Annotated in this window: 22 protein-coding genes and 1 tRNA gene; 7 read left to right on the top strand and 16 right to left on the bottom strand. The window is 71.3% G+C overall.

Going from position 1 to position 17,261, the window contains the following annotated elements:
• Nucleotides 1-7: 7 nt before the first annotated feature.
• Complete coding sequence (locus AES38_RS09470) at nucleotides 8-1,477, top strand: MFS transporter (protein WP_053774755.1); 1,470 nt, start codon at nucleotides 8-10, stop codon at nucleotides 1,475-1,477.
• Nucleotides 1,478-1,603: 126 nt separating this feature from the next.
• On the top strand, nucleotides 1,604-2,098 hold the full coding sequence (locus tag AES38_RS09475; protein ID WP_053774756.1) for a GNAT family N-acetyltransferase: 495 nt from the start codon (nucleotides 1,604-1,606) through the stop codon (nucleotides 2,096-2,098).
• 39 nt (nucleotides 2,099-2,137) lie between these two features.
• Here the strand turns inward: AES38_RS09475 and AES38_RS09480 are convergent, their stop codons facing one another.
• The 3 genes from AES38_RS09480 to AES38_RS09490 form a co-directional block, all read right to left on the bottom strand.
• On the bottom strand, nucleotides 2,138-3,430 hold the full coding sequence (locus AES38_RS09480; RefSeq protein ID WP_053774757.1) for a PASTA domain-containing protein: 1,293 nt from the start codon (nucleotides 3,428-3,430) through the stop codon (nucleotides 2,138-2,140).
• 168 nt (nucleotides 3,431-3,598) lie between these two features.
• Nucleotides 3,599-3,805 carry a hypothetical protein gene (locus AES38_RS09485; RefSeq protein WP_053774758.1) on the bottom strand — a complete coding sequence of 69 codons (207 nt, stop codon included), beginning with the start codon at nucleotides 3,803-3,805 and terminating at the stop codon, nucleotides 3,599-3,601.
• 118 nt (nucleotides 3,806-3,923) lie between these two features.
• A complete protein-coding gene (locus AES38_RS09490; protein WP_053774759.1) occupies nucleotides 3,924-4,388 on the bottom strand; it encodes a very short patch repair endonuclease in 465 nt (154 codons plus the stop codon).
• Nucleotides 4,389-4,736: 348 nt separating this feature from the next.
• Here AES38_RS09490 and AES38_RS09495 point away from each other — a divergent pair, with 348 nt between their 5' ends.
• Nucleotides 4,737-5,387: a hypothetical protein gene (locus AES38_RS09495; RefSeq protein ID WP_053774760.1), complete on the top strand. Its 651-nt coding sequence runs from the start codon at nucleotides 4,737-4,739 to the stop codon at nucleotides 5,385-5,387.
• 4 nt (nucleotides 5,388-5,391) lie between these two features.
• Here AES38_RS09495 and AES38_RS09500 read toward each other — a convergent pair whose 3' ends face one another.
• The 10 genes from AES38_RS09500 to AES38_RS09545 all read right to left on the bottom strand — a co-directional run bounded on the left by AES38_RS09500 (nucleotide 5,392) and on the right by AES38_RS09545 (nucleotide 10,943).
• Complete coding sequence (locus AES38_RS09500; RefSeq protein ID WP_053774761.1) at nucleotides 5,392-6,234, bottom strand: phage major capsid protein; 843 nt, start codon at nucleotides 6,232-6,234, stop codon at nucleotides 5,392-5,394.
• A gap of 122 nt (nucleotides 6,235-6,356) precedes the next feature.
• Entirely contained in the window at nucleotides 6,357-6,800 is a 444-nt protein-coding gene (locus AES38_RS09505; RefSeq protein ID WP_053774762.1) for a hypothetical protein, read from the bottom strand.
• Nucleotides 6,793-7,455 (bottom strand): hypothetical protein, encoded by a 663-nt coding sequence (locus AES38_RS09510; protein WP_157883521.1) that lies wholly within the window; start codon nucleotides 7,453-7,455, stop codon nucleotides 6,793-6,795. Before AES38_RS09510 ends, AES38_RS09505 begins: the two co-directional genes overlap by 8 nt.
• Before the next feature lie 26 nt (nucleotides 7,456-7,481).
• Nucleotides 7,482-8,231: a terminase large subunit domain-containing protein gene (locus AES38_RS09515; protein ID WP_053774764.1), complete on the bottom strand. Its 750-nt coding sequence runs from the start codon at nucleotides 8,229-8,231 to the stop codon at nucleotides 7,482-7,484.
• Nucleotides 8,228-8,719, bottom strand: a complete 492-nt coding sequence (locus tag AES38_RS09520; protein ID WP_053774765.1) for a hypothetical protein — start codon at nucleotides 8,717-8,719, stop codon at nucleotides 8,228-8,230. Before AES38_RS09520 ends, AES38_RS09515 begins: the two co-directional genes overlap by 4 nt.
• A complete protein-coding gene (locus AES38_RS09525; RefSeq protein WP_053774766.1) occupies nucleotides 8,712-8,972 on the bottom strand; it encodes a hypothetical protein in 261 nt (86 codons plus the stop codon). The genes AES38_RS09520 and AES38_RS09525 overlap by 8 nt, the downstream gene beginning before the upstream one ends.
• Nucleotides 8,969-9,307 carry a hypothetical protein gene (locus AES38_RS09530; RefSeq protein ID WP_053774767.1) on the bottom strand — a complete coding sequence of 113 codons (339 nt, stop codon included), beginning with the start codon at nucleotides 9,305-9,307 and terminating at the stop codon, nucleotides 8,969-8,971. Before AES38_RS09530 ends, AES38_RS09525 begins: the two co-directional genes overlap by 4 nt.
• A gap of 68 nt (nucleotides 9,308-9,375) precedes the next feature.
• Nucleotides 9,376-10,380, bottom strand: coding sequence for an AAA family ATPase (locus AES38_RS09535; protein ID WP_053774768.1), 1,005 nt, complete (start codon nucleotides 10,378-10,380; stop codon nucleotides 9,376-9,378).
• The gene (locus AES38_RS15845) at nucleotides 10,377-10,715 is read right to left on the bottom strand and encodes a hypothetical protein (RefSeq protein WP_053774769.1); all 339 of its coding nucleotides are present in this window, start codon (nucleotides 10,713-10,715) and stop codon (nucleotides 10,377-10,379) included. Before AES38_RS15845 ends, AES38_RS09535 begins: the two co-directional genes overlap by 4 nt.
• Nucleotides 10,716-10,718: 3 nt before the next feature.
• Nucleotides 10,719-10,943 carry a helix-turn-helix domain-containing protein gene (locus AES38_RS09545; RefSeq protein ID WP_218917137.1) on the bottom strand — a complete coding sequence of 75 codons (225 nt, stop codon included), beginning with the start codon at nucleotides 10,941-10,943 and terminating at the stop codon, nucleotides 10,719-10,721.
• Nucleotides 10,944-11,118: 175 nt separating this feature from the next.
• Between AES38_RS09545 and AES38_RS09550 the strand changes: the two genes are divergently transcribed.
• The 3 genes from AES38_RS09550 to AES38_RS09560 are packed head-to-tail and all read left to right on the top strand — an operon-like array spanning nucleotide 11,119 to nucleotide 13,259.
• Complete coding sequence (locus AES38_RS09550; RefSeq protein WP_053774770.1) at nucleotides 11,119-11,736, top strand: helix-turn-helix domain-containing protein; 618 nt, start codon at nucleotides 11,119-11,121, stop codon at nucleotides 11,734-11,736.
• Nucleotides 11,729-12,004, top strand: a complete 276-nt coding sequence (locus AES38_RS09555) for a hypothetical protein (RefSeq protein ID WP_053774771.1) — start codon at nucleotides 11,729-11,731, stop codon at nucleotides 12,002-12,004. The genes AES38_RS09550 and AES38_RS09555 overlap by 8 nt, the downstream gene beginning before the upstream one ends.
• Nucleotides 11,997-13,259, top strand: a complete 1,263-nt coding sequence (locus AES38_RS09560) for a tyrosine-type recombinase/integrase (RefSeq protein WP_053774772.1) — start codon at nucleotides 11,997-11,999, stop codon at nucleotides 13,257-13,259. The genes AES38_RS09555 and AES38_RS09560 overlap by 8 nt, the downstream gene beginning before the upstream one ends.
• 27 nt (nucleotides 13,260-13,286) lie before the next feature.
• Here the strand turns inward: AES38_RS09560 and AES38_RS09565 are convergent.
• Together AES38_RS09565 and AES38_RS09570 are read right to left on the bottom strand one after the other, a co-directional pair.
• Nucleotides 13,287-13,360 (bottom strand) — tRNA-Pro (locus AES38_RS09565).
• A gap of 84 nt (nucleotides 13,361-13,444) precedes the next feature.
• Nucleotides 13,445-13,981, bottom strand: a complete 537-nt coding sequence (locus tag AES38_RS09570) for a hypothetical protein (RefSeq protein WP_053774773.1) — start codon at nucleotides 13,979-13,981, stop codon at nucleotides 13,445-13,447.
• Between the two features lie 331 nt (nucleotides 13,982-14,312).
• On the opposite strand from AES38_RS09570, the gene AES38_RS09575 reads away from it, so the two are divergent.
• Nucleotides 14,313-15,650: an acyl-CoA dehydrogenase family protein gene (locus AES38_RS09575; protein ID WP_210768424.1), complete on the top strand. Its 1,338-nt coding sequence runs from the start codon at nucleotides 14,313-14,315 to the stop codon at nucleotides 15,648-15,650.
• Nucleotides 15,651-15,731: 81 nt separating this feature from the next.
• Here AES38_RS09575 and der read toward each other — a convergent pair whose 3' ends face one another.
• Nucleotides 15,732-17,240, bottom strand: a complete 1,509-nt coding sequence (gene der, locus AES38_RS09580; RefSeq protein ID WP_053774774.1) for a ribosome biogenesis GTPase Der — start codon at nucleotides 17,238-17,240, stop codon at nucleotides 15,732-15,734.
• Nucleotides 17,241-17,261: the final 21 nt, after the last annotated feature.

Raw genomic sequence — 17,261 nt, forward strand, 5'->3', positions numbered from 1 at the left:
AGACCCCATGACCACCGCACCGCCCGCCGCATCCGCCGCATCCGCCGCGTCGACCACCCCGCCGCCCTCCGCGCCCTCCGCGCCTGAAGCCCCCGAGGCGCCCGCCGACGTGTCCCGCCGCCGACGCCGCGTGCTCACCGCGTCGTTCATCGGCACCACCGTCGAGTACTACGACTTCTACCTCTACGCCACCGCGTCCGCGCTCGTGTTCGGCAGCCAGTTCTTCCCGAACCAGACGCCCGCGGTCGGCCTCCTCTCGTCGTTCGCCGCGTACGGCGTGGGGTTCCTCGCCCGGCCCATCGGCGGGATCGTCGCCGGGCACCTCGGCGACCGGATCGGCCGCAAGCGCATGCTCGTCTACTCGCTCGTGCTGATGGGCGTCGCCTCGACCCTCATCGGCGTCCTGCCCACCTACGCGACCATCGGCCTCGCGAGCGTCGTCGGCCTCGTCTTCCTGCGGCTCGTGCAGGGCATCGCGGCGGGTGCCGAGTGGGGCGGATCCGCGCTGCTGTCCGTCGAGCACGCCCCCGCCCACCGCCGGGGCCTCTTCGGCGCGTTCACGCAGATGGGATCCGCGGGCGGCATGCTCCTCGCGACCGGCGTCTTCGCCGCCACGCGCTTCGGCCTCGGCGAGGAGGCGTTCCTCGCGTGGGGCTGGCGCCTGCCGTTCCTCCTCAGCGCCGTGCTCGTGGGCGTCGGCCTCGTGATCCGCCTCCGCGTGGAGGACGCCGCCGAGTTCCGCGACATCAAGGAGTCCGGGAAGGTCGAGCGCTTCCCGCTCGGGGTCGTGCTGCGGAGGCACCCGCGCGCCGTGCTGATCACCGCGGGCCTCCGCCTCGTGCAGCCCGCGCTCTACTCGATCCTCACGGTCTACACGCTCTCCTACCTCGCCCAGAAGCGGGGCGACTCGGGTGTCGCGCTCACCTCGGTGCTGATCGTCTCCGCGCTCAGCGTGCTCACCACTCCCCTGTGGGGCTGGATCTCCGACCGCGTCGGCCGCCGCCGCCTCACCATCGCGAGCGCCGCCGGCATCGGGATCCTCATCTGGCCGTTCTTCGCGTTCCTCGACTCCGGCCCGCTGCTGCTCCTGCCGCTCGTCTTCGCGCTCGGCATGAACGTCTTCCACGACTCGATCTACGGACCGCAGGCCGCGTGGTTCGCGGAGCAGTTCCCGACGGGGGTCCGCTACAGCGGCGTCTCGCTGGGGTACCAGGTCGGCAGCATCTTCTCCGTCGGGCTCACGCCGCTGCTCGCGGTGCTGTTCCTGCAGTGGGGCGGCGGATCCCCGTGGATCCTCTGCGCCTACATCGGCCTGTACGCGGTGCTGACGATCGCGGCGGCGCTCGCGGCGAAGGACCCGGCGCGGGAGGCGATCGCGGAGCGGCGCGCTGCCTCGGCCGCCGCCTCACCGGATGACGATGCGCCCGGATCCGTCGCGGTCGAGCTCCGGGAGCGGGAGCGCGCGACGGCGCGGTAGGCGCAGGTGGTGGAGGGGTGGGGCGGGCGCGCCCCACCCCTCGACGCGTCCCGGGTCGTCCGCGCTGACGGCCCGGTCCCGCGCTGGCGGCGCGTCCGCGGCGGACGGCACCCGTATGGTGGCGCCATGACCGCCACGCCGACCGTCCGCCCCGCCGTGCCCGCCGACGCCGAGGGCATCGCCAAGGTCCACATCCGCACCTGGCGCGAGACCTACGCGCACCTGCTGCCGGCGTCGTACCTCGACGGGCTCGACGTCGCGACGCGGGCCGAGGACTGGCGCCGGACGCTCACGGACGGATCCGCCGGGACCCCGCCCTTCGTCGCCCTCGATGACGACCGCATCGTCGGCTTCGCCCTCTCGGGTCCGGCCCGCGACGAGGATCCGCCCCGCCCCTTCCAGCTCTACGCGATCAACGTGGTCGCGTCCGCTCACGGCTCGGGCGCCGGCCAGGCCCTGTTCGACGCGGCCGTCGGCGACTCCCCCTCGTATCTCTGGGCCGCCGACGACAACCCGCGCGCGGAGGCCTTCTACCGGCGGAACGGGTTCGTGCGGGACGGCGGGGTGGAGCGGCGGATGTACCAGGGGGCGGAGATGGTCACGGTGCGGATGGTGCGGTGACGGTGGCCGGGTGACCGATGGGGGCCGTTCGGAACTCGATTACATCTTGTTCCAGTGGAAGTCGCCGTTGTCGTCGGCTCCCTTGCCGCCGCACTTGTAGCTGCGGCCGTTGGACGCCTGCGCGACGACCCCGACCTCGGACGGCGAGCAGTAGGTGCCCGGCCCGACGAGACGCGTCTGCGGAGCGGGTGCCGGAGCCGGAGCGGCGGGTGCCGGCGCAGGAGCCGCCGGAGCGGGGGCAGGGGCGGCGGGCCTAGGTGCCGGAGCGACGGGTGCCGGTGCGGGCGCAGGAGCGACCGTCGGCTCGACCGTGGGGGCCGGGACGGGCGCCAGCAGCGTGAGCGTGACGGTGGATCCGGTGTCGACGCGCGATCCCGGGGTCGGACTCTGCGACTTCACGGTCATGCCGTCGGTGGAGCTCGGCACTTCGCCCGACTCGAGCACGTACTGGACGACGTAGCCGGCCTCGCGGAGGAGCGAGCGGGCATCCGTGGCGCTCTTGGTGCTGACGTCCTCAACGACGTGGACGATCGGCGTGGGCGTCGCGGACGGCGTCGGCGTGGGACTGGGGGTCGGCGACGCGCTCGCGCTGATCGCCTCCGCCTGACTCGGACCAGGCGTCGAAGCGGCGACGGGGACGACGGCGCCCATGACCAGGAGGAGGATCGCCCCGGCCACGGTCGCGCTGCTGCGCGGGCGGGTGGCGAGGGCGGGGATCCAACTGCGGCGGCCGGTGAGCAGCGGGTACAGACCCGTCGCCAGGGCCACCAGGCCCAGGGAGATGAACATGCCGCCGAAGCCGCCCATGGCCGTGATGATGAGCACGGTCAGCGCGACGACGGACGTGACGACCCACGTCGTCGCGGGATGCCGGCTCGGCCGGGTGTCGGAGAGGACGGGTGCCACGGCTATCGGCGCGACCGGCGCCGCGATGGCCTTCCGAGCGGGCCGCGCGGGCGTCGCGACGGGCATCGCGACGGTCGCCGCCGCACGCTCGGCCTTCGCCCGGGCCGCTGCCTCGCGCTCCGCGGCCTTCGCCTGCATGGCCGCCTCGCGCTGCGCGACCTTCGCGGCCCGCTGCTGCTCGGCGACGGCGGCGCGCTCGGCCTGGACCCGCGCGGCCTCCGCGGCGCGAGCGGCCTTCGCCTGGTCGGCCTGCTGCGCGGCGGCGACGGCGGCCAGGGCGGCGGCGCTCGATGCCTCCGGCTGCGGCGCCGCGGGCTGGACCATCGGCGCGACATGCTGCGTCCACGCGGATCCGTCCCAGTAGCGGAGCTGGCCGGATCCGTCGGGGAACCAGCCGGCAGGAGCGGCGGAGGGGACGTCGGGCATGGTGCTCCTCGGGTGCGTGCCGCGACGAAGGGGTAGGCGGCAGGTGGCGTCATCGAGTGACGACGCCTGAGGCTATGAGCGCGCTCTCGCGGGCGTAAGCCCTCGCATGGGGGTGAATGGGCCCCCGGACCACTGGGATCCACCACTGGGGTGACGGGCCGCCTGCCCTCAGTCCTCCCGCTCGCCGATGGCCTGCACGGCGTCGGAGATGGATCCGCCGTGCCGCTTCCGATGCTCCTTCACGTCCGCGGCGGTGATCCCGTCGGGCAACCGGCCGATCCCGACGGGGTCCCCGAGGGTGGCCGGGCCCAGCAGGAACGTCGCGGCGAGCGACGCGAGCAGGAGCAGCGCGCCGATCGCCGTCTCCCCGCGCACCAGAACGCGATGGCCGCGACAGCAGCGGCGATGACCGCGATGGGGACGAGCAGGGATGGTCGCCTGCGGTCGCGAGTGGTGTCGCTGGGCCTCTCGATGTCCTCTTCCCCTTCGATCGTCACGTCCGAGGCCGGGCCGTCCCAGGATGCGAGCTACCGTACGGACCATCAAGCGCGCGCAGCCGTCCCACCGTGGCCACGATCTCGGCCGCCGCCTCCCCCGGGGGCACGTGCTCCCAGAAGCGGAGCACCGTCCACCCCAGATCGCGGAGCAGCGCGGTCACCTCCGCGTCGCGCTCGACGTTGCGTGCGAGCTTCGCGACCCAGTAGTCGGCGTTGGCCTTCGGCAGGTGCAGGTGATCCGGGCAGCTGTGCCAGAAGCACCCGTCGATGAACACGGCGATGCGCTGGCGGGGGAAGGCGATGTCCGCGCGGCTCCTCGACTCCTGCACCAGGCGGTGGTCGACGCGATACCTGAGACCCCGGGCGTGCAGGAGCCGCCGCACGAGGAGCTCGGGCCGTGTGTCCCGTCGCTTGTTCGCGCGCATGGTGCTGCGCGCCGAATCGGACGAGGCCCAGGACATGGTCGGAGGAGACCATGGACGACCGACATCGGTCGGATATGACGAATGCCCCGGCCGGACCCATTGGGTCCTTCCGAGGCATGTCCGTCGGGCTGACAGGATTTGAACCTGCGACCCCTTGACCCCCAGGGATGGGGCTGCCATGTCGGACCATGCTATCCGGTCCCTACTGGTCCCCCTCGCCTGGTGGTTGCGGGGATCCTGAGCGTGTCAGTTCCGGTCGATACCGCCCCGTGTCGAGCAGTGCGCACACACAGGTGCACGCACAGAGCGCCCCTCTTGCTCACGGGAGGGGCGCTCGGGCGTCCGCGCCGCCCCGTGAGGAGTGCAGACGGATAGGGTCGCGGCATGAGCATCGACGCATCCATGCTGGAAGCCACCTGGTGGGGTGTCGCAGCCGCCGGGGTCGCAGGGCTGGGCGGTCTCGCGGTCGGACTCGTCGGCCTCGCCCAGGCCAAGGCTGCTCGCAAGCTGGCCGCGGACGCGAACAAGACCGCGCTGGACGCCGTCGAGGTAGCTCGAGAGGCAAACGCCATCTCCGTCGGAGCCAACGACTTGTCAGCCGAGGCCAACGCGATCTCTCGTCAGACGGCAGATCGGGGCATCGAGGACCACGACGTTCACTGGTACTGCGGGTGGGAGAGCCGCGGCATGTTCATGGTCCGCAATGACGGACGGGACACCGCCTACGACGTTCGGGCCGCGATCACGGTGGAGGGAGAGCAACAGTCCTCCGACTTCCCGCGGCTAGATCCAGGTCAGCGGATCTCGATGATCTTCAAGGAGGCGGCCACGCGAGCCGCGACTTTGGAGCAGGCGCTCGAGCGAAGAGAAGCGAGTCGGAGAACAACCGATCACTTCGGCATGTCCGTGCCAGAGCCGGTCTACATGGACGAGATGGAGACCGCCTTCATCGTCGAGCGCATCCGGTGGAAGTCGGAGCTGGGGACCCCGCAAAAGCACGACAGCAGGTCGCCTCTGGGGCCCCCAAGCCCGTAGACGCCTATGCGGCGGTCTTGATCTTCTGGAACGCGGCCGGCTGCGTGACGCCCCAGGACAGGCGCATCGTCGCCCGGATGGCGGTCCGGTCGCTCGTGAAGTAGGCCGAGCGGTCGATCTGCAGGTCGACGTCGTTGCGGCGCACGATGATGGCGCGCTCCGAGGGGATGCCCCAGACGGTGCCTGCCGTGACACCCGTGGACACGCGCAGCGGGACGCCGAAGATCATGCGGCGCGTCGGGTTTGCGGGGTCCGGCGTGAGCAGGCCGCGCTTGCTCGTCGTGGACTCCTTGAGCCGCGACAGGGCGAGGACGTCAGCCGGGTTGGCGACGAAGGATCCGAGCTGGAGGCCCAGGCCCTCGGCGTTGGCGACGGCCTCCGCGAACGGGTCGAGGTCCGCCCAGGTCGCGGGCTTGGCCACCGCCGTGAAGCCGGTGAGGTTCTCGAGGCCGGCGGGCTGGACGGCGCTCGCGCCCTTGGAGCCGAAGTACGCGAGGTCGATCTTCCGGGCGATGTCGCGGGCGAGGCCCTCACCGACGATGGCGGCGGCGGCCGGCGACGTGTCCGCGGCCAGCTCGTTCGTGATGACGGTCAGACCGGCGATCTTCGCGGGGACGATCACGATGTCGTCGATGGTCGGATCGGACGCGCCGATCTCGGCACCCTCCGCGACCCAGGACGCCGACGGGTCGCCGGTCACGAGCGGGATGTGGGTGCGGGTCGCGTCGGTGTTGATGACGGTGGCGACCTGCATGGCGACGGACGCGCGGTCGACGGGCAGGACGATGAGCTGCTTGATCTCGTCGGGAGAGATCGCGGCGGCGTTGGTCGAAGCGGTGGTGAGCATGGGGGCCTCCTATGGGCGCAGTGAGCTACAGAGTGGTCATGTGCTGACTGCCCGCATGGGGCGAATCCGATAGGGGCGCAAGGCCTCGTGTCACAAACGATACCCTGCGCCCCGACATTGCGCTACCGGATGAGCGACGACCAGGTGGCCGAGGAGCCGCCGCTGAACGACTCGCCACCGGTCAGGGTCACGCCCGGCTTGAACAGGTGCGGGCGCTCGTCCTTCGCCGTCGCCAGCGCCGCGGCGGTCGCGTCCGGGTCCAGCAGCCCGTCCTCGCCCAGCAGGTCCGCGACGCTCGTCTGCGCCACGAGGTCCGGGATGGCCGTGGGCACGACGCCCGCCTCGGCGGCGGCGCGCTCGAACGCGGCACGCTGGAACCCCTGCACGGTCCCGGTCAGGCCGTCGCGCTGCGTCTCCGCCTCGCGCAGGCGGGCACGGACCTTGGCCTCGTCGGCGCGCTTCTCGCGCAGCATCGCGGCGAGGCGGTCGGCCGGCAGCTGGGCCAGCTGGTCGTCCTCCACCTCGGGGGTCTCGGTCGTCGTCTCGGCGGCGGGGGCATCAGACATCGGTGGTCTCCTTCATCAGGTCGTGCGCGGACTCGATCACGGCAGGTCTGCCGATCGTGTTGGGCTGGAACACGGCGAGCGCCAACGCGCTCACGAGGTCCCCGTGCCCCTCCCCGGCCTTCCGCTGCACCTCGAAGGTGTCGCGGCCGGCCGCGGAAATCTTCTGGCGGAAGCTGGTCAGCTCCCGCTCGAGCTGGTCACCGAGCACCAGCCCCTTGGCGATGCGCAGCGTCCCCGTCTGGAGGCGCACCTGGATGGCCGCCAGCAGGTCCCGCTTCGGGACGTTCCAGCCGTGGCGCTTGAGGCCGCCGGTCGCCGTCACCGCGATGGGCGGGCAGACACCGAACGGGTCCGTGTTCCACTCCGCGTACACCATGTCCCGCACTGCGCGGCCGACACCGGACCCGTCCAGCAGCAGCATGGCGTCGATCATCGACGGCCGGCGCATCAGCCCGGCCACATCACCCACCACGACGTCGTAGGGCGTCTGGAGCTCCCACCGCGTTAAGTGGCGGACGTGCAGCTCCTCACGCACCTGCGGGCCGAAGGTCTCCGGCTGACGCCAGAACTGGCCCAGCGACACCATCGGCGGCAGCACCAGCACACGCTCCACCACAGCCAGCGCCGAGTTGTCCTGCCCCTGCCCGAGGTCCAAGCCCACAGTCATGCATCCAGTAGTCATCACAGCTCCAGAGGTCGAACGGTCGAAGAGAACGCGGCACGGACCATCTCCGCGCCGAACAGCTGCGAGTCGGTGTCCCCGAACTCGCACAGGTAGTCAGAGGCGAACGTGAACGAGCCCAACGCCGCCCGCACCTCCGCGATGCGCTCCGGCGTGTACTGGTCCGACTCGTGCACGGTCACCTTGTGCCGCTCCCACGCGTTCACCGGATCCTCGTGCAGCTCGAAGAACCACCCCCGCCGGCCCCACGGGGTGCTCAGAGCCACGATCTGCCCCGAGCTGGCCACCATCGGCAAGCACGACGCGAACACGTCATCCTCGACACGCGACGCCTCATCGATGATGAGCAGCTCCACGCCCGAGAACCCCCGGATACCGCCCTCACTGCCCGGCAGGGACACGATGCGCGACCCGTTCGCCAGAGCCAGCTCCGCGCTGTTCGACTTCGCCGCCCGCGGCTGCTCACCCATGCCCCGGTACAACGTCGCCACCCGGCCCAGCTGCTCATCCGACTGCCGCTGCGTCGGAGACACGATCAGCACCAGACAGCCCGGCCGGTAGACCGCACGGTGCAGCGCCCGATAGCCGACCGTCGTGGACTTCCCCACCTGGCGGGCACACAGCACCAGCGCACGAGAGGCCCGCGAGCGCAGCAGGTCCGCCTGCCACGGCTCCGGCTCCAGCCCCAGCCCGCCCGCGAACACCGCGGGATCCAGAGCAGCGGCCAGATCCTCAGCCAGGCCGGTCATGCCTCCGCCTGCAACGCACGGGCCACGGCGGCAGCAGCATCCGGGTACGGGGTCAGGGCACCCAGCAGGCGGCCCCGGATCTCCCCCCACTCCGGCGACGTCGACACGTTGAGGATCTGCACCTGCGGGCGCTCGTCCAACTCCCCGGTCAGCTTGGCCAGCAGCTCCACCAGGCCCCGCAGCTCACGGACAGCGGCAAGAGACACGCCGGCTTGGCCGTCCGCCGTCGCCGCCTCGAGGATCCCGGAGGCTCGGGTGTAGAGATCCTCGACCCGGTCGATGGCCTTCACTGCCCCCGCGGTCTCCCGCTTGGCGGCCACCGCCTTGAGGGACGGGGACAGGTGGGAGTCCCGGTGCCGGCGCACGGCGTCACGTGAGAACGACCCGTAATGCTCGGCTACCGCCACGTTCGACTTGCCGCCGGCCATGTCGGCCTCGATGTCTGCACGGTCGGGGTGCTGGCAGATGAGGCACCGGGACTCACCCACCGCGCACCTCCTCGCGCTGCGCGGTCATCTCGGCCACCTGCGCGCGCAGCTGCCTGGACTCCACCCGGTAGTAGGCGGCCTCATCCTGGAGGGCCTGCACGTAGCGGTAGATCGGGCTGTGCAGCGAGGGGATGTTGTCCCGCAGCATGCCGGTGGCGATGGCGTAGTTCCTGAGCAGGGCCTTCCGGCGGGTCACCGGGTTGCCGTCCCCTGCGCGCGCTTCGGCGCGGTCGGCCCCCTGATCCTGTGTCAAGAGCCCTCCCCCACATCCCCGTCATTCCGGGCTTCTTCCTCCGGTGTGTGCTGCGTGGTCACAGTCGGATCCACCCGCGCGCGCTTCCGCGGGGATCGTGCGCGGATAGGAGCCTCTGTCCCCGGCCGGTCGGGGTTGATGCGCTGTTCTGCTTTCCACACCGCTCGTGCCTGGTTACGCGTGAAGCCCTTGTAGCGGGGGTCGTCGGGGTCGGGCCGGTTGGGGTCGAGGAAGTCCTGGTACTTCTTCTGGTCGCGCAGCATCGCCTTGATGGCTGCGAGCTGGTCGCCGTTGTGCTTGGCGAGGTAGTGAGCGAAGGGGGGCGGCTGGTCCATGACAGTCCTTTGGTCGGTGTTGCGACGGGGTGTTGGGGTGTTGGGAGTGTTGCTGTGTTGGGATCGACTCAGTCGGGGCTTGTAACACTTTCAACACATGTAACAGGGGGTATAGGGAGGGGGCCATAGAGGCCTCGGGCGAGCTGTTGGATGCGGTTGGCGCGGGCGAGTCGTGACAGGTAGGTCGCGATCTGCTCGGGCCCGATGTTGACGAGCAGGGCGAGGTCGCGGGCCTTGATGCCTTCGGGGTGGTCCTGGAGCTTGGTGACGATCTCGGCGGAGCGGTCGTTGAGGTTGGCCGTGGCTCGCGTGGTCTGGGCGCTGCGGGCGGCGGTAGTGAGGTCGTCGCCGTCGAGGGTCCACCGGCCGGCGTCATCGAGGCGCATCTGGTACTCGCCTTCGGCTGCGTCGCGACTGGTGACGCGGAGGGTGGCGGTGGGGGTGTTCCGTTCCCGGGTGATGGCGAGGATGCTGTCGGCCGCTCCAGCGAGTCCCTGCGTGCCGGACACGGAGTCGAGGAAGTCGGTGGAGTCGGCCTTGCGGGTGTGATGGACGACCACCACGGATCCACCGGGCACGCTGTCAGCAGCAGCCTTGAGGAGTCCGGCGATCCGGTAGTCGCGCTCGTAGCTGGTCTCCCCCGAGTTGGCGGACGGCATGACCTTGCCGAGGGTGTCGAGGATCACGAGCGGGTTGGCCTCACGGTGACGCTCCATGAACGCGTGCGCTGAAGCGAGCACGTTCTGCGTCTCGATGATGAAGTCCAAGCCCTCGGGGGGCTCGGTGACGCCGAGCGACCGGAGGCGCGACTGGAGGCGCTTCTTGCCGTCCTCGAGGGCGAGGTACAGCACGGGGCGGCGGTCCACGGTGAGGGTGCCGAGCGCGGTCCCTCCGGAGGCGCAGGCCACGGCAACGCCGAGCACGAACCAGGACTTGCCGATCTTCGGGGACGCGACGAGGAGGGAGAGGCCCTGGGGGATGATGCCGGGGATGACGTACTCCAGCGGCGGGAACGTCTGGTCCATGAGCCACTGGGCGCTGAACGCGGAGGTGAGGGGGTCAGGGGTGGTCACCGGGTGGCCTCCCCGAAGAACCGCGCGGCCTCGCGCTGGAAGTGGCCGTCGAGCCGTCGCTGCCGGATGGCGCGCACCTGCTGGGGGGTGTTGAACGCGAGCAGGTAGTAGCGCTCCCGGTCGCTGAGGAGGCATTCGATGGTGGGTCGGAGCGAGTCGCGGCCGGACTGCCAGGCGAACCAGAACAGCTGCGAGAGCGCCGGGGAGAGCTGGTGGACGCCGACGCGCTCCATGAGGAGGTCGGTGCCCAGCTGCTCGAGGTACGCCTCGGCGGCCGGCGGCAGGGTGATGCGCTCGGCGTAGGTCGTTTCCCGGGGCCCGCCCGGTGTGGTCACGGCCTACTCCGTTGCCGCGCTGACGAGCGCGAGGAGCTGAGCGGTGGGCACGAGGATGCGGTGCCCGATCTTGACGGACGGGATCTCGCCGGCACGGACGGCGGCGTACGCGGACTGCCGGCCGATGCCGAGCAGCTCGGCGGCCTCGGTGACGGTGACAGTGAGACGGGTGCGGGCGTCGTCGGCGCTCAGGGCGCGGGCGGGCGGGGAAGCAGGAATGCGGGACACGGGGTCTCCAGATGGCTGAGATCAGCAGTGGAAATCGTGAGCCGGACCCGCCGTGCCTTCGATGCAGATGCCGCCCAGCAGCACCGGGCGCACGATCAGTCTGGCACAAGATGACCCCATGCGCTACCTAATGCCAGCGACACGCGGTACAGTATGCGATAACGGAAGGATCCACATGGCGAGGCAGAGAGCAGCAGGAACTATCGACGCGGAGGACGTGCTGGCGGACCGCATCCGCATGGAGCGGAAGGCGCGCGGGTGGTCGTACGAGCGGCTGGCGGCGCTGATGGCGGAGGCGGGCTGCCCCATCCACCCGACGGCGCTGACCAAGATCGAGCAGGGCAAGCCACGACGACGCATCGTCGTGAACGAGCTGATGGCCCTGGTGCAGGTGTTCGGCGGCACGGTGGACGACTGGCTCCTCGGTGCCGACGCCTCGCGGGTGGACGAGGGCCTGCGGGCGTTCTACGAGGCCGCCACGGCGCTCGAGGGCGTCCGGCGCGAGACCGCCCGCTACGTGAGTGCAGTGGATGACGCACGGGCGCGGATGTCACCGGCCCTGCGCGACCGCATCACGACGACACGGGACGACACCCTGGCCCGGCTCCGCGCCGATGTCGAGACGGACGAGCGCCCCCCGGTGGGTGGCTGGTACGTCGGGGAGTTCTCCGTCCCCCTCACGCTTGCGGCTCGCGACGTCCTCAGCGACGACGAGCTGCTGGACCCCGTGGAGTGGTCTAACTCCACCCGATACGCCGACTGGCAGACCAACGAGAGGAACGACGATGACTGACCCCACCCCTCCCCCGAACTCCGACGAGTTCACCGGACAACTCCGGCAGCTCCGGCCGCACTTCGACGGCATCCGCACCCTGCAGCGGGGCTACGCCATGCACGTTGAGGACGTCGCGCGAGCCCTCCGCGCCGAGCCCTCGGAGGAGTTCGGGGCCGAGTGGCTCGCCATGACGCAGAGCACCGACCCCGATACCCGCCAGATCGTGGCCGACGTCCGAGCCCGGCCCGTCTGGATCGACAAGCACGAGGGGTCCGACCGTGGCTGACGCCGTGACCCGCCGCTGCGGATGTCGGGAGGACGGCAAGCAGCTCGGCGCGCGCTGCCCGCAGCTCACCGACCCCAAGCACGGCACCTGGAGCTTCTACCTGGCCGCCGGAACCGACCCCAAGACGGGGAAGCGGGTGCAGATCCGCAAGGGCGGGTTCAAGACGCGCCAGGCCGCGCAGCAGGCCCGGAACAAGGCCGCCGTGAAGGTGGACGCGGGCACGTACCTCCCACCGACGAAGGAGCGATACGCCCAGTACCTCGAGCGGTGGCTGGCGCGGCACCAGGCGACGGGCGAGGGCCTCAAGGAGACCACCGCGGTGAACTACCGCCGGTACATCGAGGCCGACATCGCGCCGTCCGCGCTCGGCCGGATGAAGCTCGAGGACATCCGCCGGTTCCACGTCTCCGGCCTGGTCGACGACCTCGTGGCCGCCGGCCGCGGAGCCACGACCGTGCGCCGCATCATCGCGGTGGTCCAGGGGTCCCTGCGCGCCGCGTACGACGATCACCTCATCGAGCTGAACCCGGCCGCGGGCGTGAAGCTACCGCGCGTCGAGACCAAGGACTTCGAGCCGTGGAAGCCGGAGCAGGTCGGCCGCTTCCTCGACGTCGCGGGCGAGCACCGGCTGGGGGCCATGTTCGAGCTGGCCATGTTCACGGGCCTGCGCCGAGGTGAGCTGCTCGGGCTCCGCTGGACGGACGTGGACCTCACCCAGCGGCTCCTGGTCGTGCAGAACAACCGCACGCAGGCGGGCGCGGACATCGTGGAGACCTCGCCCAAGACGCGCACCGGCCGCCGCACGGTGGACCTGGGCGACCGGGCCAGCGGCGCGCTCCTCGCGTGGAAGCTCACCCAGCGAGCCGAGGAGGACGTCTGGGGTGACGCCTACGAGCGCAGCGGCTACGTGTTCACCTACGAGGACGGATCACCGCTCAAGCCGCAGTACGCCACGCGCCTGTTCGACAAGCTCCGCGTGCAGGCCGGACTGCCCAAGATGACGTTCCACGGGCAGCGCCACGAGGCCGCGTCGCTGATGATCGACGCTGGGGAGGACCTCGCCATCGTGTCTAAGATCCTCGGGCACAGCTCGGTCAGCGTGACGTCGGACATCTACGCCCACATGCTCGGGTCGGCGTCACGTCGCGCGGTCGAGAATGGCGCGGCCCTCGTGCCCGCTCGGCGGTCTGGTGCACACACACTGCTACACACAGCCCCGGCGGAGGGCATAGAAAAAGCCCCAGCACTCGGCTGAATGCCGACGTACCAGGGCTTTTCTCGGTCGGGCTGACAGGATTTGAACCTGCGACCCCTTGACCCCCAGTCAAGTGCGCTACCAAGCTGCGCCACAGCCCGCTGACCCATCGCTGGGCAACTCGTAGAGCCTACCGCATCAGCGGCACTGCTCCGGCACGTCCGGCGAGGCGGACCGGCACGTGATCAGGCGGCCGCGCCACCCGACGGCCGAGCCGACGACGACCCCGGCGCCGAGCGCGCCACCCGCCCCGGCTTCGGGAAAGCGTCCCGCATGTGGTCGCTCCGCAGGATGTCCGCGACCCCGATGAGCAGCAGCGAGAAGACGATCTGCTCCACGACCATCCAGAGCGGGTAGAGGCCCGGGATCGCGGCGATCACCAGGGTCACGATGGGGAAGATCTGGCTGAAGAGGCGGAGGCGCGAGTACGCCCACCAGTAGCCGGCCGAGGCGCGCCAGGCGAAGTAGTAGAGCGTGATGGTCATCGCGAGCACCACGAAGGAGCGGAACCAGACGGCGGGCGCTACGGCGATGCCGTCGGAGGCGAGGGTCAGGGCGATGGCCACCGCGGTCGCGCCGACGGCGGTCTCGGCGACGAGGATCCACTGGATCCAGCGGAAGGCCCGGGTCGTGAACGGGTGGTCGCGCATGTCCTCGGCGATGACGTGGCCCGCCTGGCGGCCGGCCGCGATGCGATCGAGACGGCTGAGCAGCTGGTCCACCGGGGCGATCCTCTCGTGTCTCGGGAGCGGGCGTCGGATGCGCCCGGATCAGGGTACGACGCGACGCCGCCCGCCCGCCGGGAACGAGCCGGGCTGCGCGGGACGGACACGTCAGCGTCCCCTCATCTCGCGGCCGGGGAACGGGTGCGACCCGGCCCCGAGACGCGCGCCGACGCCCCACCCGCTCTCCCGCATGACACCCCGTGACGCCCCGCGTCGTCACACCCCGCAACCCCGCGTCACACCCCTCGCCAGCCCGCCGAACCCGCCCCTACCGTGGCCCCACCGCGAGGCGCGGCACCGGTCGCGCCCCTTCACGAGAGGACAGGACATGACCCTGATCGACCGCGAGCCCCGACCCGCATCCGGCTCCCCCGCATCCACCGCGAGCCCCGCGGACGCGACCGCGCACGCGCACGCCGACCGCCCGCGCCCCGCTCCCCTCGGCGACGCCCCCGTCGACCGATGGAAGGGCGCGCCCCGCCCCACGACCCCGGCCGCGTGGATCGCCCGCGCCCGCGAGGTCGCCGACATCCTCGCCGTCGACCAGGTCGAGCGCGACCGCGCCGGCGCGAGCCCGCACCAGGAGGTGGCGCTCCTCAAGCACGCCGGCCTCGTCACGCTGCTCGGGCCCGCGGAGCACGGCGGCGGCGGGCAGACCTGGGACACGGCGTACAAGGTGATCCGCGCGGTCGCCCGCGGCGACGGATCCATCGGCCAGCTCCTCGGCTACCACTACCTCTGGGCGTGGGCGGCGCGCCTCGTCGCGACCGACGAGCAGATCGAGGCCGTCGAGAAGCTCGCCACCACCGGGAACCTCCTCTTCGGCGGCGCCGTGAACCCGCGCGACTCCGACCTCGTCATCCGCGAGGACGGCGACGAGCTCGTCTTCTCGGGCCGGAAGTCGTTCTCGACGGGCGGCGTCGTCTCCGACCTCACGGTGCTCGAGGGCGTGCTCGAGGGCACCGAAAGCCACGTCTTCGCGATCGTGCCGACCGACCAGCCCGGCATCGTCTTCGGCCACGACTGGGACAGCCTCGGGCAGCGGCTCACGGAGTCGGGCTCGGTGGAGATCCGCGACGTGCGGGTGCCGTGGGCGGACGCGGCCGGCTTCGTCGACAGGGTGTTCCAGCCGCTCGTCTACGGCACGCTCAACGTGCCGGCGATCCAGCTGGTGTTCGCGAACTTCTACCAGGGCATCGCGGAGGGGGCGCTCGAGACGGCCGCGGCCTACACGCGGAGCACCACGCGCGCCTGGCCGTACGGCGGCGACGACAAGGAGCGCGCGACCGACGAGTGGTACGTGCTCGAGGGCTACGGCCAGCTGCAGTCGAAGGTGTGGGCGTCGGAGGCGCTGCTGGATCGGGTGGGCGCCGAGATCAGCGCCGTGCTGCACGCGCCGCGCGAGAAGCTCACGGAACGCAAGCGCGGGGAGATCGCCGTGCGGGTGGCGGCGGCCAAGGCGCGCATCGCGGAGGACGGGCTGGAGGTCGGCACGCGGATCCTCGAGCTCACGGGCGCCCGCGCCTCGTCCTCGAAGGCCGGGCTCGACATCTTCTGGCGGAACCTGCGCACGCACACGCTGCACGACCCGATCCCCTACAAGCGACGCGAGGTCGGCCGGCACGTGCTGCTCGGCGAGATCCCGGAGCCGACCTGGTACACGTGATCCCCGCCCCCGAGACGACGGACGGCGCCGACCCGAGAAGGGATCGACGCCGTCCGTCGTGCTGCACGCGGTCAGGAAGAGCTAGCGCTTCCGCTTCTCCCGCACGCGCATGTTGACGATGATCGGGCTGCCCTCGAAGCCGTAGATCTCCCGCAGGCGACGCTGGATGTAGCGACGGTACTGCGGGTCGAGGTACCCGGTCGTGAAGAGCACGAATGTCGGCGGCCGGCTCGAGGCCTGCGTGCCGAAGAGGATGCGCGGCTGCTTGCCGCCGCGCACGGGGTGCGGGTGCGCCGCGGTGAGCTCGGCGAGGAACGCGTTGAACTTGCCCGTCGCGATGCGGGTGTCCCACGACTCCAGCGCCGTCTCGAGCGCCGGCACGAGCTTCTCCATGTGGCGGCCGGTGCGCGCCGAGATGTTGACGCGAGGCGCCCACGACACGTGCGCGAGGTCGGTCTCGATCTCGCGCTCGAGGTAGCGGCGGCGCTCGTCGTCGAGGAGGTCCCACTTGTTGAACGCCAGCACGAGCGCGCGGCCCGACTCGAGCACCAGCTCGATGATGCGGATGTCCTGCTCGCTGATGACCTCGGAGACGTCGATCATGACGACCGCGACCTCCGCCTTCTCCAGCGCCGCGCTCGTCCGGAGCGACGCGTAGAAGTCGGCGCCCTGGGCGAGGTGCATGCGGCGGCGGATGCCGGCGGTGTCGACGAAGCGCCACACCTTGCCGGCGATCTCGACCTGCTCGTCGACGGGATCCCGCGTGGTGCCGGCGAGCTCGTTGACGACCACGCGCTCCTCGCCCGCGGCCTTGTTGAGCAGGCTCGACTTGCCGACGTTAGGGCGGCCGAGGATCGCGACGCGGCGGGGACCGCCGACCTCCTCCTTGGCGACCTTGGAGACGAGCGGCAGGGTCGTGAGCACGAGGTCGAGGAGGTCCGCGACGCCGCGGCCGTGCAGCGCGGACACGGGGTGCGGCTCGCCGAGGCCGAGCGACCACAGCGAGGCGGCGTTCGGCTCCTGGCGCGCGTCGTCGACCTTGTTGGCCGCGAGCAGCACGGGCTTCTTGGTCTTGCGGAGCAGGCGGACGACGTGCTCGTCCGTGCTCGTGGCGCCCACGTTCGCGTCGACGACGAAGAGCACGGCGTCGGCGAGGTCCATCGCGATCTCGGCCTGCATGGCCACGGACGCGTTGATGCCCTTGGCGTCCGGCTCCCACCCGCCGGTGTCGACGAGCGTGAACCAGCGGCCCGCGTGCTCGGCCTTGTACGAGACGCGGTCGCGCGTGACGCCGGGGGTGTCCTCGACGACGGCCTCGCGGCGGCCGAGGATCCGGTTGATGAGCGCCGACTTGCCCACGTTCGGGCGGCCGACGACCGCGAGCACGGGCAGCGCCGGCAGGTACGTGACCTGGTCGGGGTCGTCCGTCGCGGTCTCGAGGACCTCGAGGTCCTCGTCGTCGAGCTCGTAGTCGGCGAGCCCGGCCCGGAGCGCCTGCGCGCGCTGGGCGGCCAGCTCCTCGTCGATGCTCGACAGGCGCTCGGAGAGCCCGCTGTCGAGCTCGGGGAAGTCGTCGTCGTGATCAGCCATGTTGTCCTCTAGCGTGTCGGC

Origin of the sequence: Clavibacter capsici (assembly GCF_001280205.1) — a bacterium.
In the GTDB taxonomy this organism is placed as follows: Bacteria; Actinomycetota; Actinomycetes; order Actinomycetales; family Microbacteriaceae; genus Clavibacter; species Clavibacter capsici.

Excerpts from the sequence above, each read along its gene's own strand:
- AES38_RS09470 (WP_053774755.1), top strand. The coding sequence starts at position 8 with ATGACCACCGCACCGCCCGCCGCATCCGCCGCATCCGCCGCGTCGACC.
- AES38_RS09475 (WP_053774756.1), top strand. The coding sequence starts at position 1,604 with ATGACCGCCACGCCGACCGTCCGCCCCGCCGTGCCCGCCGACGCCGAG.
- AES38_RS09480 (WP_053774757.1), bottom strand. The coding sequence starts at position 3,430 with ATGCCCGACGTCCCCTCCGCCGCTCCTGCCGGCTGGTTCCCCGACGGA.
- AES38_RS09490 (WP_053774759.1), bottom strand. The coding sequence starts at position 4,388 with ATGTCCTGGGCCTCGTCCGATTCGGCGCGCAGCACCATGCGCGCGAAC.
- AES38_RS09495 (WP_053774760.1), top strand. The coding sequence starts at position 4,737 with ATGAGCATCGACGCATCCATGCTGGAAGCCACCTGGTGGGGTGTCGCA.
- AES38_RS09500 (WP_053774761.1), bottom strand. The coding sequence starts at position 6,234 with ATGCTCACCACCGCTTCGACCAACGCCGCCGCGATCTCTCCCGACGAG.
- AES38_RS09505 (WP_053774762.1), bottom strand. The coding sequence starts at position 6,800 with ATGTCTGATGCCCCCGCCGCCGAGACGACGACCGAGACCCCCGAGGTG.
- AES38_RS09515 (WP_053774764.1), bottom strand. The coding sequence starts at position 8,231 with ATGACCGGCCTGGCTGAGGATCTGGCCGCTGCTCTGGATCCCGCGGTG.
- AES38_RS09530 (WP_053774767.1), bottom strand. The coding sequence starts at position 9,307 with ATGGACCAGCCGCCCCCCTTCGCTCACTACCTCGCCAAGCACAACGGC.
- AES38_RS09550 (WP_053774770.1), top strand. The coding sequence starts at position 11,119 with ATGGCGAGGCAGAGAGCAGCAGGAACTATCGACGCGGAGGACGTGCTG.
- AES38_RS09555 (WP_053774771.1), top strand. The coding sequence starts at position 11,729 with ATGACTGACCCCACCCCTCCCCCGAACTCCGACGAGTTCACCGGACAA.
- AES38_RS09575 (WP_210768424.1), top strand. The coding sequence starts at position 14,313 with ATGACCCTGATCGACCGCGAGCCCCGACCCGCATCCGGCTCCCCCGCA.
- der (WP_053774774.1), bottom strand. The coding sequence starts at position 17,240 with ATGGCTGATCACGACGACGACTTCCCCGAGCTCGACAGCGGGCTCTCC.